The sequence below is a fragment of the Leifsonia sp. NPDC056665 genome (assembly GCF_042791795.1).
GTDB lineage: Bacteria > Actinomycetota > Actinomycetes > Actinomycetales > Microbacteriaceae > Leifsonia.
On the sequence record NZ_JBHTXK010000003.1, the window covers coordinates 56,224 to 72,810 of the forward strand.

Annotated in this window: 16 protein-coding genes; 6 read left to right on the plus strand and 10 right to left on the minus strand. The window is 70.3% G+C overall.

Annotated elements, in window-relative coordinates; genetic code table 11:
- Positions 1 to 89 precede the first annotated feature (89 nt).
- The 3 genes from ACFQ9V_RS04590 to ACFQ9V_RS04600 form a co-directional block, all read right to left on the minus strand.
- Entirely contained in the window at positions 90 to 1,082 is a 993-nt protein-coding gene (locus ACFQ9V_RS04590; RefSeq protein WP_382457987.1) for a CorA family divalent cation transporter, read from the minus strand.
- A gap of 135 nt (positions 1,083 to 1,217) precedes the next feature.
- Complete coding sequence (locus ACFQ9V_RS04595) at positions 1,218 to 1,730, minus strand: hypothetical protein (RefSeq protein ID WP_382457988.1); 513 nt, start codon at positions 1,728 to 1,730, stop codon at positions 1,218 to 1,220.
- A 65-nt stretch (positions 1,731 to 1,795) separates the two neighbouring features.
- Entirely contained in the window at positions 1,796 to 2,122 is a 327-nt protein-coding gene (locus tag ACFQ9V_RS04600) for a hypothetical protein (protein WP_382457989.1), read from the minus strand.
- Between the two features lie 54 nt (positions 2,123 to 2,176).
- Here ACFQ9V_RS04600 and ACFQ9V_RS04605 point away from each other — a divergent pair, with 54 nt between their 5' ends.
- Complete coding sequence (locus tag ACFQ9V_RS04605) at positions 2,177 to 2,932, plus strand: GNAT family N-acetyltransferase (protein ID WP_382457990.1); 756 nt, start codon at positions 2,177 to 2,179, stop codon at positions 2,930 to 2,932.
- Positions 2,933 to 2,939: 7 nt separating this feature from the next.
- On the opposite strand, the gene ACFQ9V_RS04610 is transcribed toward ACFQ9V_RS04605, so the two are convergent.
- The 3 genes from ACFQ9V_RS04610 to ACFQ9V_RS04620 are packed head-to-tail and all read right to left on the minus strand — an operon-like array spanning position 2,940 to position 7,700.
- Complete coding sequence (locus ACFQ9V_RS04610) at positions 2,940 to 4,805, minus strand: family 43 glycosylhydrolase (RefSeq protein ID WP_382457991.1); 1,866 nt, start codon at positions 4,803 to 4,805, stop codon at positions 2,940 to 2,942.
- A 30-nt stretch (positions 4,806 to 4,835) separates the two neighbouring features.
- Positions 4,836 to 6,653, minus strand: a complete 1,818-nt coding sequence (locus tag ACFQ9V_RS04615) for a glycoside hydrolase family 2 protein (protein WP_382457992.1) — start codon at positions 6,651 to 6,653, stop codon at positions 4,836 to 4,838.
- A gap of 36 nt (positions 6,654 to 6,689) precedes the next feature.
- Positions 6,690 to 7,700 (minus strand): LacI family DNA-binding transcriptional regulator, encoded by a 1,011-nt coding sequence (locus tag ACFQ9V_RS04620; RefSeq protein WP_382457993.1) that lies wholly within the window; start codon positions 7,698 to 7,700, stop codon positions 6,690 to 6,692.
- 172 nt (positions 7,701 to 7,872) lie between these two features.
- Here ACFQ9V_RS04620 and ACFQ9V_RS04625 point away from each other — a divergent pair, with 172 nt between their 5' ends.
- Genes ACFQ9V_RS04625 through ACFQ9V_RS04640 form a run of 4 tightly spaced genes read left to right on the plus strand, consistent with a single transcriptional unit; the run spans position 7,873 to position 12,071 of the window.
- Positions 7,873 to 9,186 carry an ABC transporter substrate-binding protein gene (locus ACFQ9V_RS04625; RefSeq protein WP_382457994.1) on the plus strand — a complete coding sequence of 438 codons (1,314 nt, stop codon included), beginning with the start codon at positions 7,873 to 7,875 and terminating at the stop codon, positions 9,184 to 9,186.
- Entirely contained in the window at positions 9,176 to 10,189 is a 1,014-nt protein-coding gene (locus tag ACFQ9V_RS04630) for a carbohydrate ABC transporter permease (protein ID WP_382457995.1), read from the plus strand. The genes ACFQ9V_RS04625 and ACFQ9V_RS04630 overlap by 11 nt, the downstream gene beginning before the upstream one ends.
- Positions 10,186 to 11,094, plus strand: a complete 909-nt coding sequence (locus ACFQ9V_RS04635; RefSeq protein WP_382457996.1) for a carbohydrate ABC transporter permease — start codon at positions 10,186 to 10,188, stop codon at positions 11,092 to 11,094. The genes ACFQ9V_RS04630 and ACFQ9V_RS04635 overlap by 4 nt, the downstream gene beginning before the upstream one ends.
- On the plus strand, positions 11,091 to 12,071 hold the full coding sequence (locus ACFQ9V_RS04640) for a glycoside hydrolase family 43 protein (RefSeq protein WP_382457997.1): 981 nt from the start codon (positions 11,091 to 11,093) through the stop codon (positions 12,069 to 12,071). The genes ACFQ9V_RS04635 and ACFQ9V_RS04640 overlap by 4 nt, the downstream gene beginning before the upstream one ends.
- A gap of 216 nt (positions 12,072 to 12,287) precedes the next feature.
- On the opposite strand, the gene ACFQ9V_RS04645 is transcribed toward ACFQ9V_RS04640, so the two are convergent.
- From ACFQ9V_RS04645 to ACFQ9V_RS04655, 3 genes are all read right to left on the minus strand, one after another.
- On the minus strand, positions 12,288 to 13,358 hold the full coding sequence (locus ACFQ9V_RS04645) for a threonine aldolase family protein (protein WP_382457998.1): 1,071 nt from the start codon (positions 13,356 to 13,358) through the stop codon (positions 12,288 to 12,290).
- 70 nt (positions 13,359 to 13,428) lie between these two features.
- Entirely contained in the window at positions 13,429 to 14,064 is a 636-nt protein-coding gene (locus tag ACFQ9V_RS04650) for an SDR family NAD(P)-dependent oxidoreductase (RefSeq protein ID WP_382458178.1), read from the minus strand.
- A gap of 86 nt (positions 14,065 to 14,150) precedes the next feature.
- The gene (locus tag ACFQ9V_RS04655; RefSeq protein WP_382457999.1) at positions 14,151 to 15,596 is read right to left on the minus strand and encodes a DUF6421 family protein; all 1,446 of its coding nucleotides are present in this window, start codon (positions 15,594 to 15,596) and stop codon (positions 14,151 to 14,153) included.
- A gap of 194 nt (positions 15,597 to 15,790) precedes the next feature.
- On the opposite strand from ACFQ9V_RS04655, the gene ACFQ9V_RS04660 reads away from it, so the two are divergent.
- On the plus strand, positions 15,791 to 15,955 hold the full coding sequence (locus tag ACFQ9V_RS04660; RefSeq protein WP_382458000.1) for a hypothetical protein: 165 nt from the start codon (positions 15,791 to 15,793) through the stop codon (positions 15,953 to 15,955).
- Here the strand turns inward: ACFQ9V_RS04660 and ACFQ9V_RS04665 are convergent.
- Entirely contained in the window at positions 15,942 to 16,550 is a 609-nt protein-coding gene (locus ACFQ9V_RS04665; protein ID WP_382458001.1) for a class F sortase, read from the minus strand. The genes ACFQ9V_RS04660 and ACFQ9V_RS04665 overlap by 14 nt on opposite strands.
- Positions 16,551 to 16,587 lie beyond the last annotated feature (37 nt).

A 16,587-nucleotide genomic window follows, 5' to 3' on the forward strand; every position in this document is an offset into this window, starting at 1 on the left:
TCCATTGCCCAGCTATAAACATGTGAACACATCGACCTGGGAAGGTATTCCAGAATTCGGTGACGTGTCCCCGAACCCGGGAGCGGCCCCTACAGCCAGTCCTTGCGCTTGAACGTCATGTAGAGCCCGCCGCACCCGACGACCATCAACAGCGTCGACGTCCACAGACCGCCCATCGTGTTGAACCCCGGGTACGGGAGGTTCTGCCCGTAGAAGCCCGTGACCGCCGCGGGGACCGCGATGATCGCCGCCCAGCTCGTCACCTTCTTCATGATCACGTTGAGCCGGTTGCCCTCCATCGCGATCTGCGTGTCCGACAGCGCCGTGACCAGGTCGCGCAGCGAGTCCGCCCACTCGACGTGGTGCACGCCGCGGTCGTAGAGGCCCTGGAACAGCGGGAACAGCCCCGTGCTGACGCAGTCCGCCTCGCGGCGCAGCAGGGCGTCCACCGCGTCGCGCAGCGGAAGGAGGCAGCGGCGCAGGCGGGAGGCCGACTTGCGGAGCTGGTACACCCGGTTCTGGATCACGGCGGGTTTCGCGCCGGGGGCGAGCAGGATGTCCTCGATGTCGTCGAGTTCGTCGTCCGGCGCGTTGAGGGCCGCGCCGGCTTCGCCGAGCAGCTGGTCGAGGACGATCCACAGCAGCCAGCCGACGCCCTGGTCACGGTGCCGCTTCTCGGTGGCGAGGCGCGCCCGAAGCGGCTCGAAGTCGAAGTCGCCGTCGTGGTCGAGGATCAGCAGCCGCGGCAGCACGTAGATGTGGAGGTCCGCGACGACGAGCTGGAACGTCGGCTCCTCGAGCTGCACCCGGTGAGTGGAGAGGCGCACGTGCTCGCCGGCGACCATCGGCATGTGCCCGGCGGAGGCCGACGCGGGCGGGTGGACGAGGTCGTGCGCGCCGAGCCGGTCGGCGAGCTCGGCGAGCTGCAGCCGGTCGGGGTCCTGGATCTCGAGGTAACCGAACCCGGTCGAGGTCTGCAGCTCGTCCATGAGCTCGGCGAGCGACCCGACGTCGGTGCGCTCGTCCCCGTCGAAGAGCGTCCCCCGAAGCTGGAGAGACTCCTCCTGAACCTGCTGCGACACGCGACCTCCTCGTTGGCTGACGCTCCAACCTACGGCCTCCCCGCTGGGTCATCGCCGGTTGGAGGTGATGGAGTTCTCAGGAAACGGGTGCGGCGCCGCCCCAGTTGGGGTGGTAATTCGCGGGCGCAGGGCCGCTCAGGGCACCAGGTCCTGGTACTGCGGCAGCGAGCCGTCCAGCACCGGCACGTTCAGCGTCTCCGTCATCGTGCTGGTCTGGAACGTCACCGGCTCCAGCGCGCCCGGCTTCGCGTCGAGGCCGTCGAAGGTGACCGTCTGGCCGTCGGGGGTGCCGAGCTGCACCGACTCGGAGGGCTTCACCGTCACCGTCTCGGACCCGGCCGTCGTCACGATGCGCACCTCTTCGCTCGAGTCGCCCTGGTTGACGAGGGTTGCGACCAGGCTGACGGGGGAGGACGCCTGCGCGGTGAGCAGCACCGCGTTGCCGATGAAGATCGGCCCGATGTCGCCGTTCACGCCGTCCGCGGTCTCCTGGATGTACGTGGTGTCCTGCGGGGCCAGCAGGTCGCAGCCGGTCAGGAGGCCCAGCACGGCCACCCCGACGAGTGCGGCGGCGACGCGGCGACGCGTCCGGGTGCGCGTTCCGTCGTGTCGGGCGGTGCGGGGTGCGAAGCCGGCGTCTGCGCTCACGGCGTCAGCATAGCCCCGGCCTCAGCGCCCGCAGTAGGTCCAATCGACCGGTCGACGCCCGCCGGTCAGCGAAGCCCGAGCCGCTTGAGGGTGTGCTTCTCGCTCTCGCCGGTGTCGGTCTCCACCTCGTCCACCGCGATCGGGATGTTCGGGCCGATCGCCAGCCACACGAAGCCGTCGCGGTGCACCAGCGGGACGAGGTCGGTGGTGCCGTCGCGCAGCAGGGTCCGCACGCGCTTCAGGAGGGCGTACCCCTCGGACGGCAGCGTGACGTAGGTCTTCCGGCGGTAGTGGACGACGTGCGCCACGGTCTTGGCCTTGAGGCCGGCGATCTCCGCGGCGGGGAACGGCTCGGCGCCGGCTGCGGGCGCGGCGTCCTTCGTGTCGGTCATGGGAGGCACGGTACGCCTCCGCGGCGCGCGGCGGCAGCGGGATACATTCGACGGATGCGCCTGCCGGAGCCCGCCGACCTCGACCGCCTCGCCGACCGTGGCTGGCCGGCGCTGGAGCGCGAAGAGCTGGGAGGCTGGACGCTGCGGGCCGCGGACGGCGTCACCAACCGCGCCAACTCGGTGCTGACCTGCGGCGAGGTGCCGGACGTGGAGGCCGCGATCGAGCGGGCCGAGCGCTGGTACCGGGAGCGCGGCCTGCCCGCGGTGTTCCAGGTGAGCCCGGCGACGTCGTCTGATCTGGTGGCCGCACTCGCGGCCCGGGAGTACCGGGAGCACTCGCGCACCGACATCCTCGTGGCCGACCGGGCGGAGGTGGTGGCCGCGAGGGCCCGAGACACCTCCGCCCCCATCTCCACCGCCGACACCCCGCCACCCGACTGGCTCGCCACCTGGTGGGCTGTCGACGGCCGTGGCGGCGACGCCGAGCGCGACATCGTCGCCAAAATCCTGAGCGCCGCCCCTGCCCTCTACGCCTGGGCCGGCACCTCCGGGTCCCCCGACGCCGTCGCGCGCCTCGCCCTCGCCGGCGACTGGGCCGGCCTCTACGCGGTCGCCACCCTCCCGGCCGCCCGCCGCCGCGGCCTCGCCCGCGCGCTCGCCGTGGCCCTCGCGGACGCAGCGGGCGGCCGCGGTGTCCGGCACTTGTGGCTCCAGGTGCTCGCGGACAACGCGGCCGCCCACTCCCTCTACTCCGGGCTGGGCTTCCGCCCCGCGTCGCAGTACGCGTACTGGACGGAGCGCTCCGGCTGAGTCCCTCCTACTGCTGACCCGCCAGCGCGCTGACGTGCACGTAGTCGAAGCTGCTGGCATACCCCGCGCCGCCCAATGAGATCAGCCCGATCCGGGGATGCGCGCCCAGGTCGGCCGTCCAGGTGTCGCCGCGGTCCCACGTCTGGCCGTCGACGCTGGTGTACGCCGTGTACGTGTCCGTCCCCTGCTGGGCGCGGTGCACGATGCGCAGGTACGTCCAGTCCGCGACCGGTCCGACGACGCCGTTCCCGTAGCTCGGGTAGCCGGCCGGCACCGGGGAGACGTGCTTGCCGAACTCGGTCTGCCTGGTGTCCCAGATGCTGTTCGACGTGAGCCGCACGTAGTTGCCGTCGTCCCCGTAGACGACGAGGCCGCCCTGCACATAGTTGTGCACGCTGCCGTCGTTCGGCGTGTTCATCGAGACCTTCGTCTCCGCGACGTAGTCGCCGGTGGGCGCCGACTCGGTGAGCACCGACGCGAGCGGGGTGGCGGGAGGCTGGAGGTCGGCCGCCTGCGTCTGCCACGTCAGCGCCCCGCCCTTCACCGCGTAGGTGGACGGGTCGGGCTGGCGCACCCAGCTCCAGTTCGTGCCGAGCGCGCTCCCGTCGAACTCGGTCGAGCGCGACAGGTCGGGGCGGCCGGGGCGCGGGTCGGGAGCGTACGCCGGCTTGTAGGCCGTCCGCTGACCGGGTTGTGCGGCCGGGCCGGGTATGGCGGAGTCGGACGGTCCGGCTCCGGCGCGCACGGTCGGCCAGCCGCCATGCCAGTCGAGCGGGTCGATGAGCACCGGGCGCTTCGTGTAGCCGACGTCGCCCGCGTAATACGGGTCGTTCCTGTCGATCGCGTGGTACACCATCCAGTCCTGGCCGCCGAAGTCGGTGACCACGGCAGTGTGCCCTGCGCCGACCCAGCGGTTGCCGTTCTGCGCGAGCACGGGGGTGCCGCCGACGCGGTTCGCGAGGATCGGCACGCCGTCCCGGTCGACGAACGGCCCGAGCGGGCTCCGCGACCGCGCGGCGAACACGCTGTAGCCGGTCAGCGGACCCGCGCAGCAGTTCGTGGCCGAGCCGAGGAAGTAGAACCAGCCGTCGTGCTGCACGATGTTCGTGCCCTCGTAGCGGTTGTCGATCGCGATCGGCGTCTCGGCGGAGGCGATGGAGCTCAGCCCGTCGGCGCTGAGCTTGCGGGCGAAGACGCCGCCGAAGTAGCTGCCGAAGTAGAGGTAGCTGCTGCCGCCGGTGGTGATGACCTCCGGGTCGAACTCCCAGCGGCGCGCGCCCGGGTTCGACGGGTGGGCCTGCGGGGCGACGACCGGATTCCCGGTGTCGGTCCACGGCCCGGTCGGGCTGCTGCTGGTCGCGACGCCGACCGCAGAGCCGCCGCCGGGCAGCGCCGAGTCGGACGCCGCGTAGTAGAGGTAGTATCTGCCGTTGCGGAAGACGACGTCCGGCGCCCACATCGACCCGTTCGCGCCGAGCCATGAAGGCTTCTGCGGGAAGGCGTCGCCCGCGTAGGTCCAGTGCGTGAGGTCGGCGGACCGGTACATCGGGACGTTGTGCATCAGGAGCGAACCGTCGGCGGCTTTCTCGGTCGCGCTGAGCGCGTCGGTGGTGCAGTACAGATACCAGTCCGAGTCGCCGTTCGTGGCCCCGTGGACCACGGACGGGTCGGCGCAGCTCGCCGCGGTCTCACCCGAGGGGAGCTGCAGCGTCATCGGGTTCCGGTAGCTCCCCGGCGTCGTGGGGCGCGCGGAGGCCGACACCCCTGGCGGGCCTCCCGGTGACGCTCCCGGCTCCGCGGCAGTCGCGGGGGCGAACGGCAGCAGTGCGACGGTGGCGGCGATCGCGAGCGCGACGGTCGTGGTGGTGCGCATGAAGACTCCTTCGTCTGGATGGATGGTGCTTCAGGCCTCCAGGCCGGTCACCGCCCGGCGGATGCGCGCGAGCGGGACCTTCGGCCGCCGGTCCTCGAACACGAGGCCGTTGGTCTCCTGGCCGGTGTCGGCGAGCTGGGTGTAGCAGAAGCCGGCGAGCCCTGCGCTGGCGCGCACGGCGTCGAACAGCGCGTCGAGCCGGTCGGCGAACTGGTCGGGGGTCGCGGCGGACGAGTAGCCCCAGGCGTCCTCGCTCGGCCGCTCGACATACGAGATGCCGCCGAACTCGGTGAGCATGATCGGCACGTCCAGCCGCTGCGCGCCGTCCACCACGAGCCGTCGCCCGGGGAAGGTGTGCGACGAGCCGAGGATGTGCTCGCGCGAACGGTAGCGCTCGCGCACGGCGTCGGGGTCGGCGTCGTAGTCGTGGATGCTCAGGATGTCCGACTCCACGTGCTCCCAGCCGTCGTTGGACACTACGGGACGGGTCGGGTCGAGCGTCTTGGTGGTGTGCACGAGCGCCTTGGCGTAGGCGACCATCCGCTTGTCGTGCGCGAGGTGCTGCACGCCCCAGCTCTCGTTGAGCGGCACCCAGGTCACGATCGATGGATGCGACCTGTCGCGGTCGAGGATGGTGATCCACTCGGCCATCGTCCGTTCGACCGCGTCGGCGTCGAAGGCGTAGGCGGCCGGCGCCTCGGCCCAGATCAGGAGGCCGAGCCGGTCGGCCCAGTACAGGAAGCGCGGGTCCTCGTACTTCTGGTGCAGCCGGGCTGCGTTGAAGCCCAGCTCGAGGATCAGCTCGGCCTCGCGGCGCAACCCCTCCGAGTCGGGGGCCGCCGAGTGCGACTGCGGCCAGTAGCCCTGGTTGAGCACCGACCGCAGATACAGCGGACGGTCGTTGAGCAGGTACTGCCCGTTCTCGACCGCGATCGAGCGCAGGCCGAGGTAGGAGCGCACGACGTCGCCGGCCGCGCCGCCCGCCGTCACCGCGATGGTGGCGTCGATCAGCGTCGGGCGCTGCGGTGACCACAGCAGCTCCTCGTAGGCCTGGCCGTTCTGCTGGCGGGCGACCGGGACGACCAGTTCGGCGCGCGTGCCGGAGACGACGACCTCCACCGACGCCAGCGACTGCTCGCCGTGAGCCAGCTCCAGCCGCACGCGCGATCCCTCGGGGAGGCGCTGGGCGAAGCGGAGGTCGGCGGTCACGATGCCGCGGTGGATGTCGCTGCTCCAGTGCACCTGGGTCACATGGAGGGCGGGGACGCGCTCCAGCCAGACCGGCTGCCAGATCCCGGTGGTCCGGTGGTACCAGATCGAGTGCGGGCGCTCGCGCCAGTCCTGCTTGCCGCGCGGCTGGGAGACATCGAACGGGTCGTCCTCGGCGCGGACGGTGATCGTGAGCTCGTCGCCCTCGATCAGGTCGGTGATGTCGAACGTGAACGGGGTCTGGCCCCCCTCGTGGCGCCCCGCCAGCCGCCCGTCGATCCAGACCTCGCACCGGTAGTCGACGGCGCCGAAGTGCAGCAGCGTCCGCTCACCGTCGGGGAGGTCGTCCACCGCGATGCGGCGCGCGTACCAGACGACCGGGTGGAAGCCGGTGTCGCCGACCCCCGAGGCCGGCGACTCCGCCGGATACGGAACCATGATGCGTCCTGGCAGTTCGCCGCGGCGCTCCCAGTGCTCGGCGTGGCCGCGGTCGTCGTCGTCGAAGGCGAAGGTCCAGGCGCCGCCGAGGTCGAGCCAGGCGGGGCGGATCAGCTGCGGACGCGGGTGGCTGCCGTCCTGGTCGCTGGCGCGCAGGGCGTCGCCGGACGAGCGGTGTCTGGTGGAGATGGAGTCGAGCACGCCCCAAGCATGGCGCAACTATCCAGCGCTGTAAAGTCAGAAAACCGCGGGAGCGCTCTCCCGGGTCACGAGGGTGTACGGCACCAGCTCGTGCCGCCCCATGCCCTCGTAGCCGCCGATGCGCTCCAGCAGCATGTCCATCGCGCGGGACGCCAGCGCAGGCAAGTCAGGGGCGATGGAGGTCAGCGACGGGTACGTGACCCTGGTCATCGGGATGTCGTCCCAGCCGGTCACCACCACGTCCTCCGGCGCCCGCACGCCCCGCTCCTGGAGGGCGCGCAGCGCGCCGATCGCGGCGAGGTCGTCGCGGCAGACCAGCCCGTCGAACTTCAGCCCGGCGTCGAGTGCCGCCCCCACGGCGTCGACCGCGCTCGACGCGCTGATGGCCGTCGTCGAGATCAGCAGGCTCGGGTCCGGCGTGATCCCGGCCTCCTCGAGCGCCTGCTGGTAGCCCGCGATGCGCAGGGTGGAGGTCCTGGTCAGGCCGCCGGCCTCGTGGCCGACGAAGCCGATCCGGCGCCGGCCGTGCGCGATCACGTGCGCCGTCGCCGTGCGCGCCGCCGCCACGTTGTCCACCATGAGCTGGTCGACGGTGAGCGGCGCCGCGTTCTCGCCCAGCACGACGAGCGGGATGTCCGCACGGTTCTGCGCCAGCTCGGTCGAGTTCATCAGGTTCGGCTGGAACAGCATCCCGTCGACCAGGCCCGACTCGCTGGCCGAGACGACCGCGCGCTCGCCGTCCAGCGTGCCCTCGGTCTGCTCCAGCAGCACGCGGTAGCCGCGCTCCTCCGCCGCGTCGGCGATGACGCGGGCGAGCTCGGCGAAGTAGGGGATGCGCACGTCGGCGAAGGCCAGGGCGAGCAGTCCCGTGCGCCCGGTCGCGAGGCGGCGGCCCATGACGTTCGGCCGGTAGCCGAGCTCGTCGATGGCCTTCTGCACACGCTCGCGCATCTTGGCGCTGACGTGCGGATAGTCGCGCACGACGTTGGAGACGGTCTTCATCGAGACGCCCGCGTACTCCGCGACATCCTGCAAGCGAACGGCCATGTCGGCTCCTGTCTGGCGTGGCACTGGTGAGCACGAGTGTACCGTCGGAGGAAATCCGCGACCGCTTGACAGCAAATATCTAGCGCTGTAAAAATGCAGGAACACCATCGGCCCTCCTCGAGCAGACCGCCGCGTCTCAGCGGCTGCGGGGAGCACTCAAGGGAGAGATCACATGAAGAAGCGATTCGCGGTGCGCGCGGTCGCAGCCGCCGTCACGGTGGGGCTCGGCCTCGCGCTCACGGCGTGCGGAAGCAACTCGGGTTCCGGCGGCTCCGAGGTCTCCTCGGGCGACTACACCGGCCCGAAGGTGACCATCAGCTTCTGGAACGGCTGGACCGGCGGCGCCGCCCCCGTCCTCGTGCCGAAGCTCATCGACAAGTTCAACTCCGAGCACAAGAACATCGTCGTCAAGGACGTCCCGATGCAGTGGTCGGACATCGGCCAGAAGATGCCGCTCGCGGTCAAGGCCGGCAAGGGTCCGGACGTCGCGGTCGGCCACGGCGACGACATCGCCACCTACGCGGCCCAGGGTCTCGTGCTGAAGGCCGACTCGATCGTCAAGTCCCTCGGCTACTCGGCGAGCGACTTCCCGGCCGGACTGATGGACGCGGGCAAGTACAACGGCGCCCAGTACGCGGTGCCGTGGAGCGTGACGCCGCTCGGGCTCTACGTGAACAAGGACGTCCTCCAGAAGGCCGGCGTCGACCCGAGCTCGATCCCGGCCGACAAGACCTCCTACGAGGCGGCCCTCGCCAAGCTCAAGACGGCGGGCGTGCAGGGCGAGTGGGTGGACGGCTACGTGTTCACCGGCACGTTCGAGTTCGAGAGCCTGCTCTGGCAGTACGGCGGCGACCTGTTCGACAAGCCGGTCACCAAGGCGACCTTCAACTCCGACGCCGGCGTCAAGGCGCTGACCTGGATGACCGACCTCATCAAGAACGGCCACAGCCCCGCGAACGTCGCCCAGGACGGCAACATCAACGCCCTCATCGCCGGCAAGACCGCGTTCAACTGGAACGGCGTCTGGCAGACCACGAACACCGCGTTCGGCAAGCTGAACTGGCAGGCCGTCGCGGTGCCGCAGATCGGCACCCAGAAGGCGGTCTGGTCGAGCTCCACCCACTGGATGTTCATGAACAACAAGGGGCAGGACAAGAACAAGACCGCGGCGGCCGCGACCTTCGTCAAGTGGATGAACGACAACTCCGCAGGCTGGGCCAAGACCGGTGAGCTGCCCGCCAAGAACTCGGTGCGCGACAACCCGACGCTGGTCAAGGACTACCCGGCCCTGAAGCCGTTCCTCGACGAGCTGCCCTACGCGCACTACGAGGCCACGGCCCCGGGCATCACCAGCGTGGAGGCCACGATCACCACCGCGGTGAACGAGGCGATCACCGGCAAGAAGAGCCCGCAGCAGGCGCTCGACGACGCCGCAGCCAAGGCGGACGCGCTGATCAAGCAGAACAAAGACACCTATGGCAACTGACACCGACTCGCTGGTGGCGCCCCGGGAGACCGGGGCGCCCCGCCCGCGCGGCTCGGCGCGGTCCGCCCGGTCGACCCGGCCCGCACGCGCTGCGGCCGGGCGGCCGGGCACCCGTCGTCGCACGGGCGTCGCCTACCTCTTCCTCGCGCCGTTCCTGGTGCTGTTCCTGGTGTTCGTGCTGGCGCCCGCCGTCTTCGGCCTGTGGATCAGCCTCACCAACTGGAGCCCGTTCCGCGCGACGCAGTCGTTCGTCGGGCTCAAGAACTACATCGAGCTGTTCACGCCGGGCAGCGCGACCTCCGGCGACTTCTGGCAGTCCATGCTCGCCACCGGCATCTTCACCGTCGCGAGCGTGCCCTTCCTGCTCCTGGTGCCGCTGCTGGTCGCCGTGCTGCTGAACCAGCGCATCCGCGCGGGCTCGTTCTTCCGCGCGATCTTCTTCGCGCCGTACGTGCTGGGCGTCGCCGTCATCGGCGTGATCTGGAAGTACCTGCTCGACACGCAGTCGGGCATCGTCAACCACGTGCTCGGGATGTTCGGGCTGCCCGACAACCTCCCTTGGACGGTCGACGTGCCGTGGGCCTGGATCACCCTGGTCGGCGTCACCGTCTGGTGGACGATGGGCTTCAACACCGTCATCATCCTCGCCGGGCTCAAGGGGATCAGCCCCGACCTCTACGAGGCAGCCGCGCTCGACGGGGCCGGCGCGTTCCGGCAGTTCGTCAGCGTCACCCTCCCCGGCCTCCGGCAGGTCATGACCTTCGTGGTGACCATCACGATCCTGGCCAGCGCGAACATGTTCGGCCAGTCGTTCCTGCTCACCAAGGGCGGCCCGGGCAACGCGACCCGCACGGCGATCATGTACATCGCCGACCAGGGCCTGTCGCAGAACAACATGGCGGCCGCGTCGGCCATGAGCTACGTGCTGTTCGCGTTCCTCGCCATCATCAGCATCGTCAACTTCCGCCTCCAGCGGGAGCGGGCAGAGAAGAGCGCCTCATGACGACCGTCACCTCCCGGCCCGGACAGCCCGGCGCGGAAGCGGAGCAGCCCAGGCGCATCCCGGCGCGGCGCAAGCAGACCCCGAAGCAGGCGCTCCGCAAGAGCGTGCTCTACGCGGTCCTCATCGTGCTCGCGCTCATCGTGATCCTGCCGCTGGTGTGGATCCTGCTGACGTCGTTCAAGACGGACGGCGACGCCATCCGCAACCCGTACTCGGCGCTGCCGAACCCGTTCGCGTTCGACGCCTACGCGACCATCGCGAACGGGCAGCAGCCGGTGTTCCGCTGGTTCCTCAACAGCCTCGCCGCCGCGGCGCTCCAATCGGCGATCATCCTGGTCACCGCCTCGCTCGCCGCGTACGCGCTCGCTCGGCTGGAGTTCGTGGGCAAGCGCATCGTCTTCGGGCTGATCGTGGCGACCCTGCTGGTGCCCCCGGTCATCTTCCTGATCCCGAACTACCTCATCGTGCAGAACCTGGGCTGGCTCGACTCCATCTGGGCGATCACCATCCCGGGGGCGGCGAGCGCGTTCGGGGTGTTCTTCCTGCGGCAGTTCTTCGTCGGGCTGCCCCAGGAGATCGAGGAGGCCGCGCGGATCGACGGCGCGGGCGACCTCCGCATCTTCCTGCAGATCGTGATCCCGCTGGCGCGGCCGGCGCTGGCGACACTTGCGGTGCTGAGCTTCCTCGCCAACTGGAACGACTTCCTCTGGCCGGTGTACGTGCTGCTGAGCCCGGAGAACCTGACGCTGCAGCCCGGGCTTTCGCAGCTCCAGGGCGCCTACTCGACGCACTTCGCCATCGTGATGGCGGGCGCGGTCGTCGCATCGGTCCCGGTGCTCATCCTGTTCTTCTTCGCGCAGAAGCAGATCGTGGAGAGCGTCGCGACCAGCGGGGTCAAGGGGTGAACCGCAGGCAGGCCGGCACGGCGGCGGCCTCGGCGCTCGCCGTCGCGGTGGCCCTCGGTGCGCTGACGGGATGCGCGGCGGGCGCCGCCGCTCCGAGCCCGACGCCCAGGACCGCCGCGTTCCAGCTCGACCGCGACTTCCCGGATCCCGGCGCCCTCGTGGTCGGCGATCGCGTCTACGCATACGCGACGAACGCACCGGGGATGAACGTGCAGCTCGCGTCGACCGCCGACATGCGGCACTGGGCGCTGAGCGACGCGGACGCCCTCCCGGAGCTGCCGTCCTGGGCGACGCCGGGCAAGACCTGGGCTCCCGGGCCGGCGGCGCTGGCGGGCGGGCGCTACGCGCTCTACTTCACCGCGACCGACACGGCCAGCGGACGGCAGTGCGTCGGCGCAGCGTTCGCGACCGACCCGGCCGGTCCGTTCACGTCGCCGGCCGCCACACCGCTGGTCTGCCCGGTCGACGAGGGCGGCGCGATCGACGCGAGCGTGTACACGGAGGACGACGGCACGCGGTACCTGGTGTGGAAGAACGACGGCAACTGCTGCGGGCTCGACACCTGGATCCACGTGCAGCGGCTCTCCGCCGACGGAACGGCGCTGGTCGGCGCGGCGACGAGGCTCATCAGGCAGACCGAGCCGTGGGAGGGCCATCTCGTCGAGGCGCCCGTGATCGTGGAGCACGCGGGCTCCTACGTGCTGCTCTACTCGGCGAACGACTACGGCGGCGACGCCTACGCGACCGGCGCGGCCACCGCGCCGAGCCTCCTCGGTCCGTACACGAAGCACGACGGCCCGATCCTGTCGACGAAGAGCAGCGGCGGCCGCTACCTCGGTCCCGGCGGCGCCGACCTGGTGACCTTCAAGGGCACGGACTGGATGCTGTTCCACTCCTGGGATGACGCGACCGTCTACCGCGGTCTCCACGTCGTCCGGGTGACCTGGCGCGGCGGCGTGCCGGTCCCCGCGACCTGACGTTTCATGAGGTTCGGCTGATACGACACCGTTAACCCACGATGCCGGGCGGTGTGGATACTAGGGTTACTCCACACAGCCCGGCATGCGTTTCGGGGTTATCGCTGGAGGATTATTCGGGTTCCTCCGTCGACTCTTAGAGACTATCAAATGTGTCGGCCAAATGGAGGACATCTTTGTACCCCGGCCTGTCCCCAAAAGTGGGGGTCGGGCCGGTCAGGCCGCCAGTTCGACGACCAGGGCCGCGACGAAGTCGTCGATGTCCTGCTCTGTGGTGTCGAAGGAGCACATCCAGCGCACCTCGTGCCGGGCCGCATCCCAGTCGTAGAACCGGAAGTGCTGCCGCAGCCGGTCCGCGACGCCGGCCGGGAGGGTGGCGAAGACGCCGTTCGCCTCGGTGGCCTGGCTGAACCCGACGCCCTTGATGCTGCCGTCCGCGATCCCCGCCTCCAGCGCGCCGCGCAGCCGCGTGGCCATCGCGTTGGCGTGCGACGCCGAGCGCAGGTAGAGGTCGTCGTGCAGCAGCGCGATGAGCTGCGCGGAGATGAACCGCATCTTCGAGGCGAGCTGCATGTTGAGCTTGCGCAGGTAGATCAGCCCCTCGGACGCGGCCGGGTTGAGGACGACGACGGCCTCGCCGTACAGCATCCCGTTCTTGGTGCCGCCGAAGCTGAGCACGTCGACGCCGGCGTCGGTGGTGAACTCCGTGAATGGCACGCCCAGGGTGGCGGCCGCGTTGGAGATGCGGGCGCCATCCATGTGCAGCTTCATGCCGCGCGCGTGCACGTGGTCGGCGATCGCGCGGATCTCCTCGACGCTGTACGCGGTGCCGAGCTCGGTGGTCTGGGTGATCGACACGACCAGCGGCTGCGCGCGGTGCTCGTCGCCCCAGCCCCAGGCCTCCCGGTCGATGAGCTCCGGGGTCAGCTTGCCGTCGGGGGTCTCGACCGGCAGCAGCTTGAGGCCGCCGACCTTCTCGGGCGCGCCGGCCTCGTCGGTGTTGATGTGCGCGGTCTTGGCGCAGATCACGGCGCCCCAGCGCGGCACCATCGACTGCAGCCCGGTCACGTTCGCGCCGGTGCCGTTGAACACCGGGAAGACCTGCACGCCCTCGCCGAAGTGCTCGGCGAACACCTCGCGGAGGCGCTCGGTGTAGACGTCCTCGCCGTAGGAGATCTGGTGCCCGTTGTTGGCGGCGGCGATCGCGTCGAGGATCTCCGGGTGCACGCCCGCGTAGTTGTCCGACGCGAAGCCGCGCAGGTTGAGGTCATGGAGTTGTAGCGTCACTGTTCCATCCTAGATTCGCTGAGCGCGGTCGAATTCGTGCCGAATGTCGCCTTTCGCCGCGCGAAAGCCACTATTCGGCACGAATGTCGAGCGCGATGCGGGTGCCGTTGAGGGTGGGGGCGTCGGTGCGCCAGAGGCGCACGACGTCGTCGGCGAGTTGCGCCTCGAGGCCGGCGAGGGTTTTGACGACGAAGACGACGGCCGCAGACTGCGGCGCTTCCTTGCTGAGACCCTGGGCGACGGCGCGCGTCCACGTGTCGGCCGCCGCCTTGGCCGCCGCGTAGTTCGCGCCGCCCGCGTATGGCTTGTCGACCGCCGTGGAGGACACGACGGCCAGCCGCCCGGCGGGGGAGGCCACCAGATCGTCGTAGAAGACGCGCGTGGTGTTCCGCAGGGTCTGGAAGCCGCGGTCCAGGAAGTCCCAGTCCGCGTCGCTCTGCCCGGCGATGCCGCCACCGCCGCGCCAGCCGCCGACCAGGTGCACCAGGCCGTCGACCCGGCCGAACTTGAGGTGGATGCGCATCGCCAGCTCGGCCACCGCATCGCGGTCGGCCAGGTCGCAGACCCGGGTGTCGACGCCGGGGACGGCCTCCGCCAGCGCCGCCAGCGACTCCTGCCGGGTGCCGACCGCGAGCACCGTCGCGCCCGCCGCCGTGAGCGCGCGCGCCACCGCCTCGCCGGACGCGCTGGTCGCGCCGGCGATCAGTACGAGCCGCCCGGAGACGCCTGTCGCCGGCGCCGGCGCGGTCCCTTCGGGTGAGAACCGCGCCGGCGTCGAACCGTGCTGATCCGTCACGCCTCGTCCGTCGTTCCGGTGATGCCGGAGGTGGATTCGATGACGGTGGCCATCTTCTTGTTGAGCGCCTCGTAGAACATGGACAGCGGGAACTCGTCATCCAGCACAGCGTCGGTGTAGCCCTTCGGCGGCCCCGCGAGGGTCTCGTCCGGGAGCCCGCGCGCCCAGGCCGAGGCCGGGTTCGGGGTCAGCGTCTCGGTGAGCATCTCGTACGCGGCGAGCCAGTGCGCCACCTTGGGCCGGTCGATCGACCTCCAGTAGAGGTCATTGATCCGGTCCGAGAGGGCCACGACTACGTCGGGGACGTTCTCCCAGTCGATGGTGAGCTGGGTGTCGGTCCAGTGCAGGACATCGTGCTGGTGCAGCCAGGCGAAGAGGAGTTGCCCGCCGAGGCCGTCGTAGTTGCGGATCCGGCTGCCGGTGATCGCGAACCGGAAGATCCGGTCGAAGATCACCGCGTACTGCACCAGTTTCGCGTGGTCGCGGATCTGCTTCTGCGGCTCCGACAGCTCCGACTCCGGAAGGGCGCCGAGCTCACGCTCCAACCGCACGGACTCGCGGAACGCGGTCAGGTCGCAGCGCAGTTCTTCCAGGGAGTAGAGGAAGAACGGCATCCGCTGCTTGATCATGAACGGGTCGAAGGGCAGGTCGCCGCGCATGTGGGAGCGGTCGTGGATGATGTCCCACATCACGAAGGTCTCCTCCGTCAGCCGCTGGTCCTCCAGCATGAGGGCGGCATCCGCCGGGAGGTCGAGCTTGGTGATCTCGGCGGCTGCGCGCACGACCCGGCGGTAGCGGGCGGCCTCCCGGTCCTGGAAGATCGCACCCCACGTGAACGACGGGATCTCGCGCATCGCGACCGTCTCGGGGAACAGCACGGCCGAGTTGGTGTCGTAACCGGGCGTGAAGTCCACGAAGCGCAGCGCGACGAACAGCTTGTTGCCGTAGTCGCCCGCCTCCAGCGCCGCGATGAACTCGGGCCAGATGACCTCGACCAGCACGGCCTCCACGAGGCGGTTCGTGCTGCCGTTCTGCGTGTACATCGGGAACACCACGAGGTGGCCGAGGCCGTCGACGCGGTGCTGCTGCGGCTGGAACGCGTTCAGCGCGTCGAGGAAGTCGGGCACGCCGAAGCCCTCGTCCGCCCAGCGGCCGAAGTCGCGCTGCAGAGCGGCGAGATAGGCCGCGTCGTGCGGGAAGAACGTGGCGAGCTGCGCGATGGAGCCGACGATCGTCGCCGTGAGCTCGGCGGCGGCCGGCTTGTCGGACTCCTGCTCGACCGAGCCGTCCTTGACCTGCAGCGCCTGGAGGGCGGTCGCCGCCTCCTTGAGCCGCAGCCACGCGGGATGCGTCGCGACCTCGCGGACGGAGCGGGCGTCCTCGACGACCTCGGGCTCCCCGACAATGGCTCCTGCAGTGAACTGCGGGACGAATTGAGACATGACGAACCTCCCGTCGTGCGATCGGCCGCGCTCGCGGCACTTCGACGGAGCGCCGATTCGGCGCTCCGATCCGAGCCTAACTGCGAAGTCCGGGCGATTTCTTGACAGTTTCGACGGAAAGCTGCGCGCAGGTTGCTGATCGCGCATGAAAACGCCGCAGCGTCATGGCCGGCGCGCGTGCGGGTCTCTTGAACATGACCGCACGCACGAACTCCGTCGCCATCCCGCACGTCGAGCGCATGCTCGCCTCCCGCTCCGGCGAGTGGATCCTCATCTCCTGCGACTGCCCCATCGGGGAGGACCACACCTACGCCGAGTGGGTGGCGCGGTTCAGCGCTCCGGGAGTCACCGCGTCGTGACGAGCTGAGCCGTGACGACCAGATTGTCGATGGACGCGGTCTGGGCGGGCGTCTGGAGGCAGGTCAGCAGCACCAGCCGTCCAGGGACGTCCGCCCAGAGTGCGGCGTCGGCGTGGACGTCCGGTTTGTAGACCGTCTCCGAGCCCGCCACCCGGTAGTGGAGGCCGCCGACGTAGACGTCGGCGCCTACCGCGACCGACGCGGTCCCCGCCGTCAGATCGGTCAGGTAGTTTCCGGGGCACACCGCTCCGCCGCGGCACGAGTGCATCACCACGAAGACCGTCCCGAGACCGGCGCGGTCGAGCTGCGTGCCGTAGTTTCGCACCAGGTAGGCGGAGGAGAATCCCGGCGGGTCGATCACGCCGTCCACCTCGTTCAGCTCGCCGAGCCGCACGGTGAGCCCGGCGGACGGCACCCGCAGGGTCATCCCGGCGACCTGGGCGACGGCGTTCGTCCTCTGCTGCACGGCTCGCGACGGCGCCGGGAGGTCGACGGGGTTCCCGCGCATGTCGGTGGGCTCGCTCCCGCCGAGGTACGCCGACACGGCGACGCCGCCCGCGACGACCGCCACGGCGCACAGCAGGAGGGCGATCACGAGCCGCACCGGACCGGGCCGGCGACGGCGTGCCGCG

Bases quoted from the DNA above. Each gene is read 5' to 3' on its own strand.
- ACFQ9V_RS04655 (WP_382457999.1), bottom strand. From the start codon at position 15,596: ATGTCTCAATTCGTCCCGCAGTTCACTGCAGGAGCCATTGTCGGGGAG.
- ACFQ9V_RS04605 (WP_382457990.1), top strand. From the start codon at position 2,177: ATGCGCCTGCCGGAGCCCGCCGACCTCGACCGCCTCGCCGACCGTGGC.
- ACFQ9V_RS04600 (WP_382457989.1), bottom strand. From the start codon at position 2,122: ATGACCGACACGAAGGACGCCGCGCCCGCAGCCGGCGCCGAGCCGTTC.
- ACFQ9V_RS04620 (WP_382457993.1), bottom strand. From the start codon at position 7,700: ATGGCCGTTCGCTTGCAGGATGTCGCGGAGTACGCGGGCGTCTCGATG.
- ACFQ9V_RS04635 (WP_382457996.1), top strand. From the start codon at position 10,186: ATGACGACCGTCACCTCCCGGCCCGGACAGCCCGGCGCGGAAGCGGAG.
- ACFQ9V_RS04610 (WP_382457991.1), bottom strand. From the start codon at position 4,805: ATGCGCACCACCACGACCGTCGCGCTCGCGATCGCCGCCACCGTCGCA.
- ACFQ9V_RS04630 (WP_382457995.1), top strand. From the start codon at position 9,176: ATGGCAACTGACACCGACTCGCTGGTGGCGCCCCGGGAGACCGGGGCG.
- ACFQ9V_RS04625 (WP_382457994.1), top strand. From the start codon at position 7,873: ATGAAGAAGCGATTCGCGGTGCGCGCGGTCGCAGCCGCCGTCACGGTG.
- ACFQ9V_RS04660 (WP_382458000.1), top strand. From the start codon at position 15,791: ATGACCGCACGCACGAACTCCGTCGCCATCCCGCACGTCGAGCGCATG.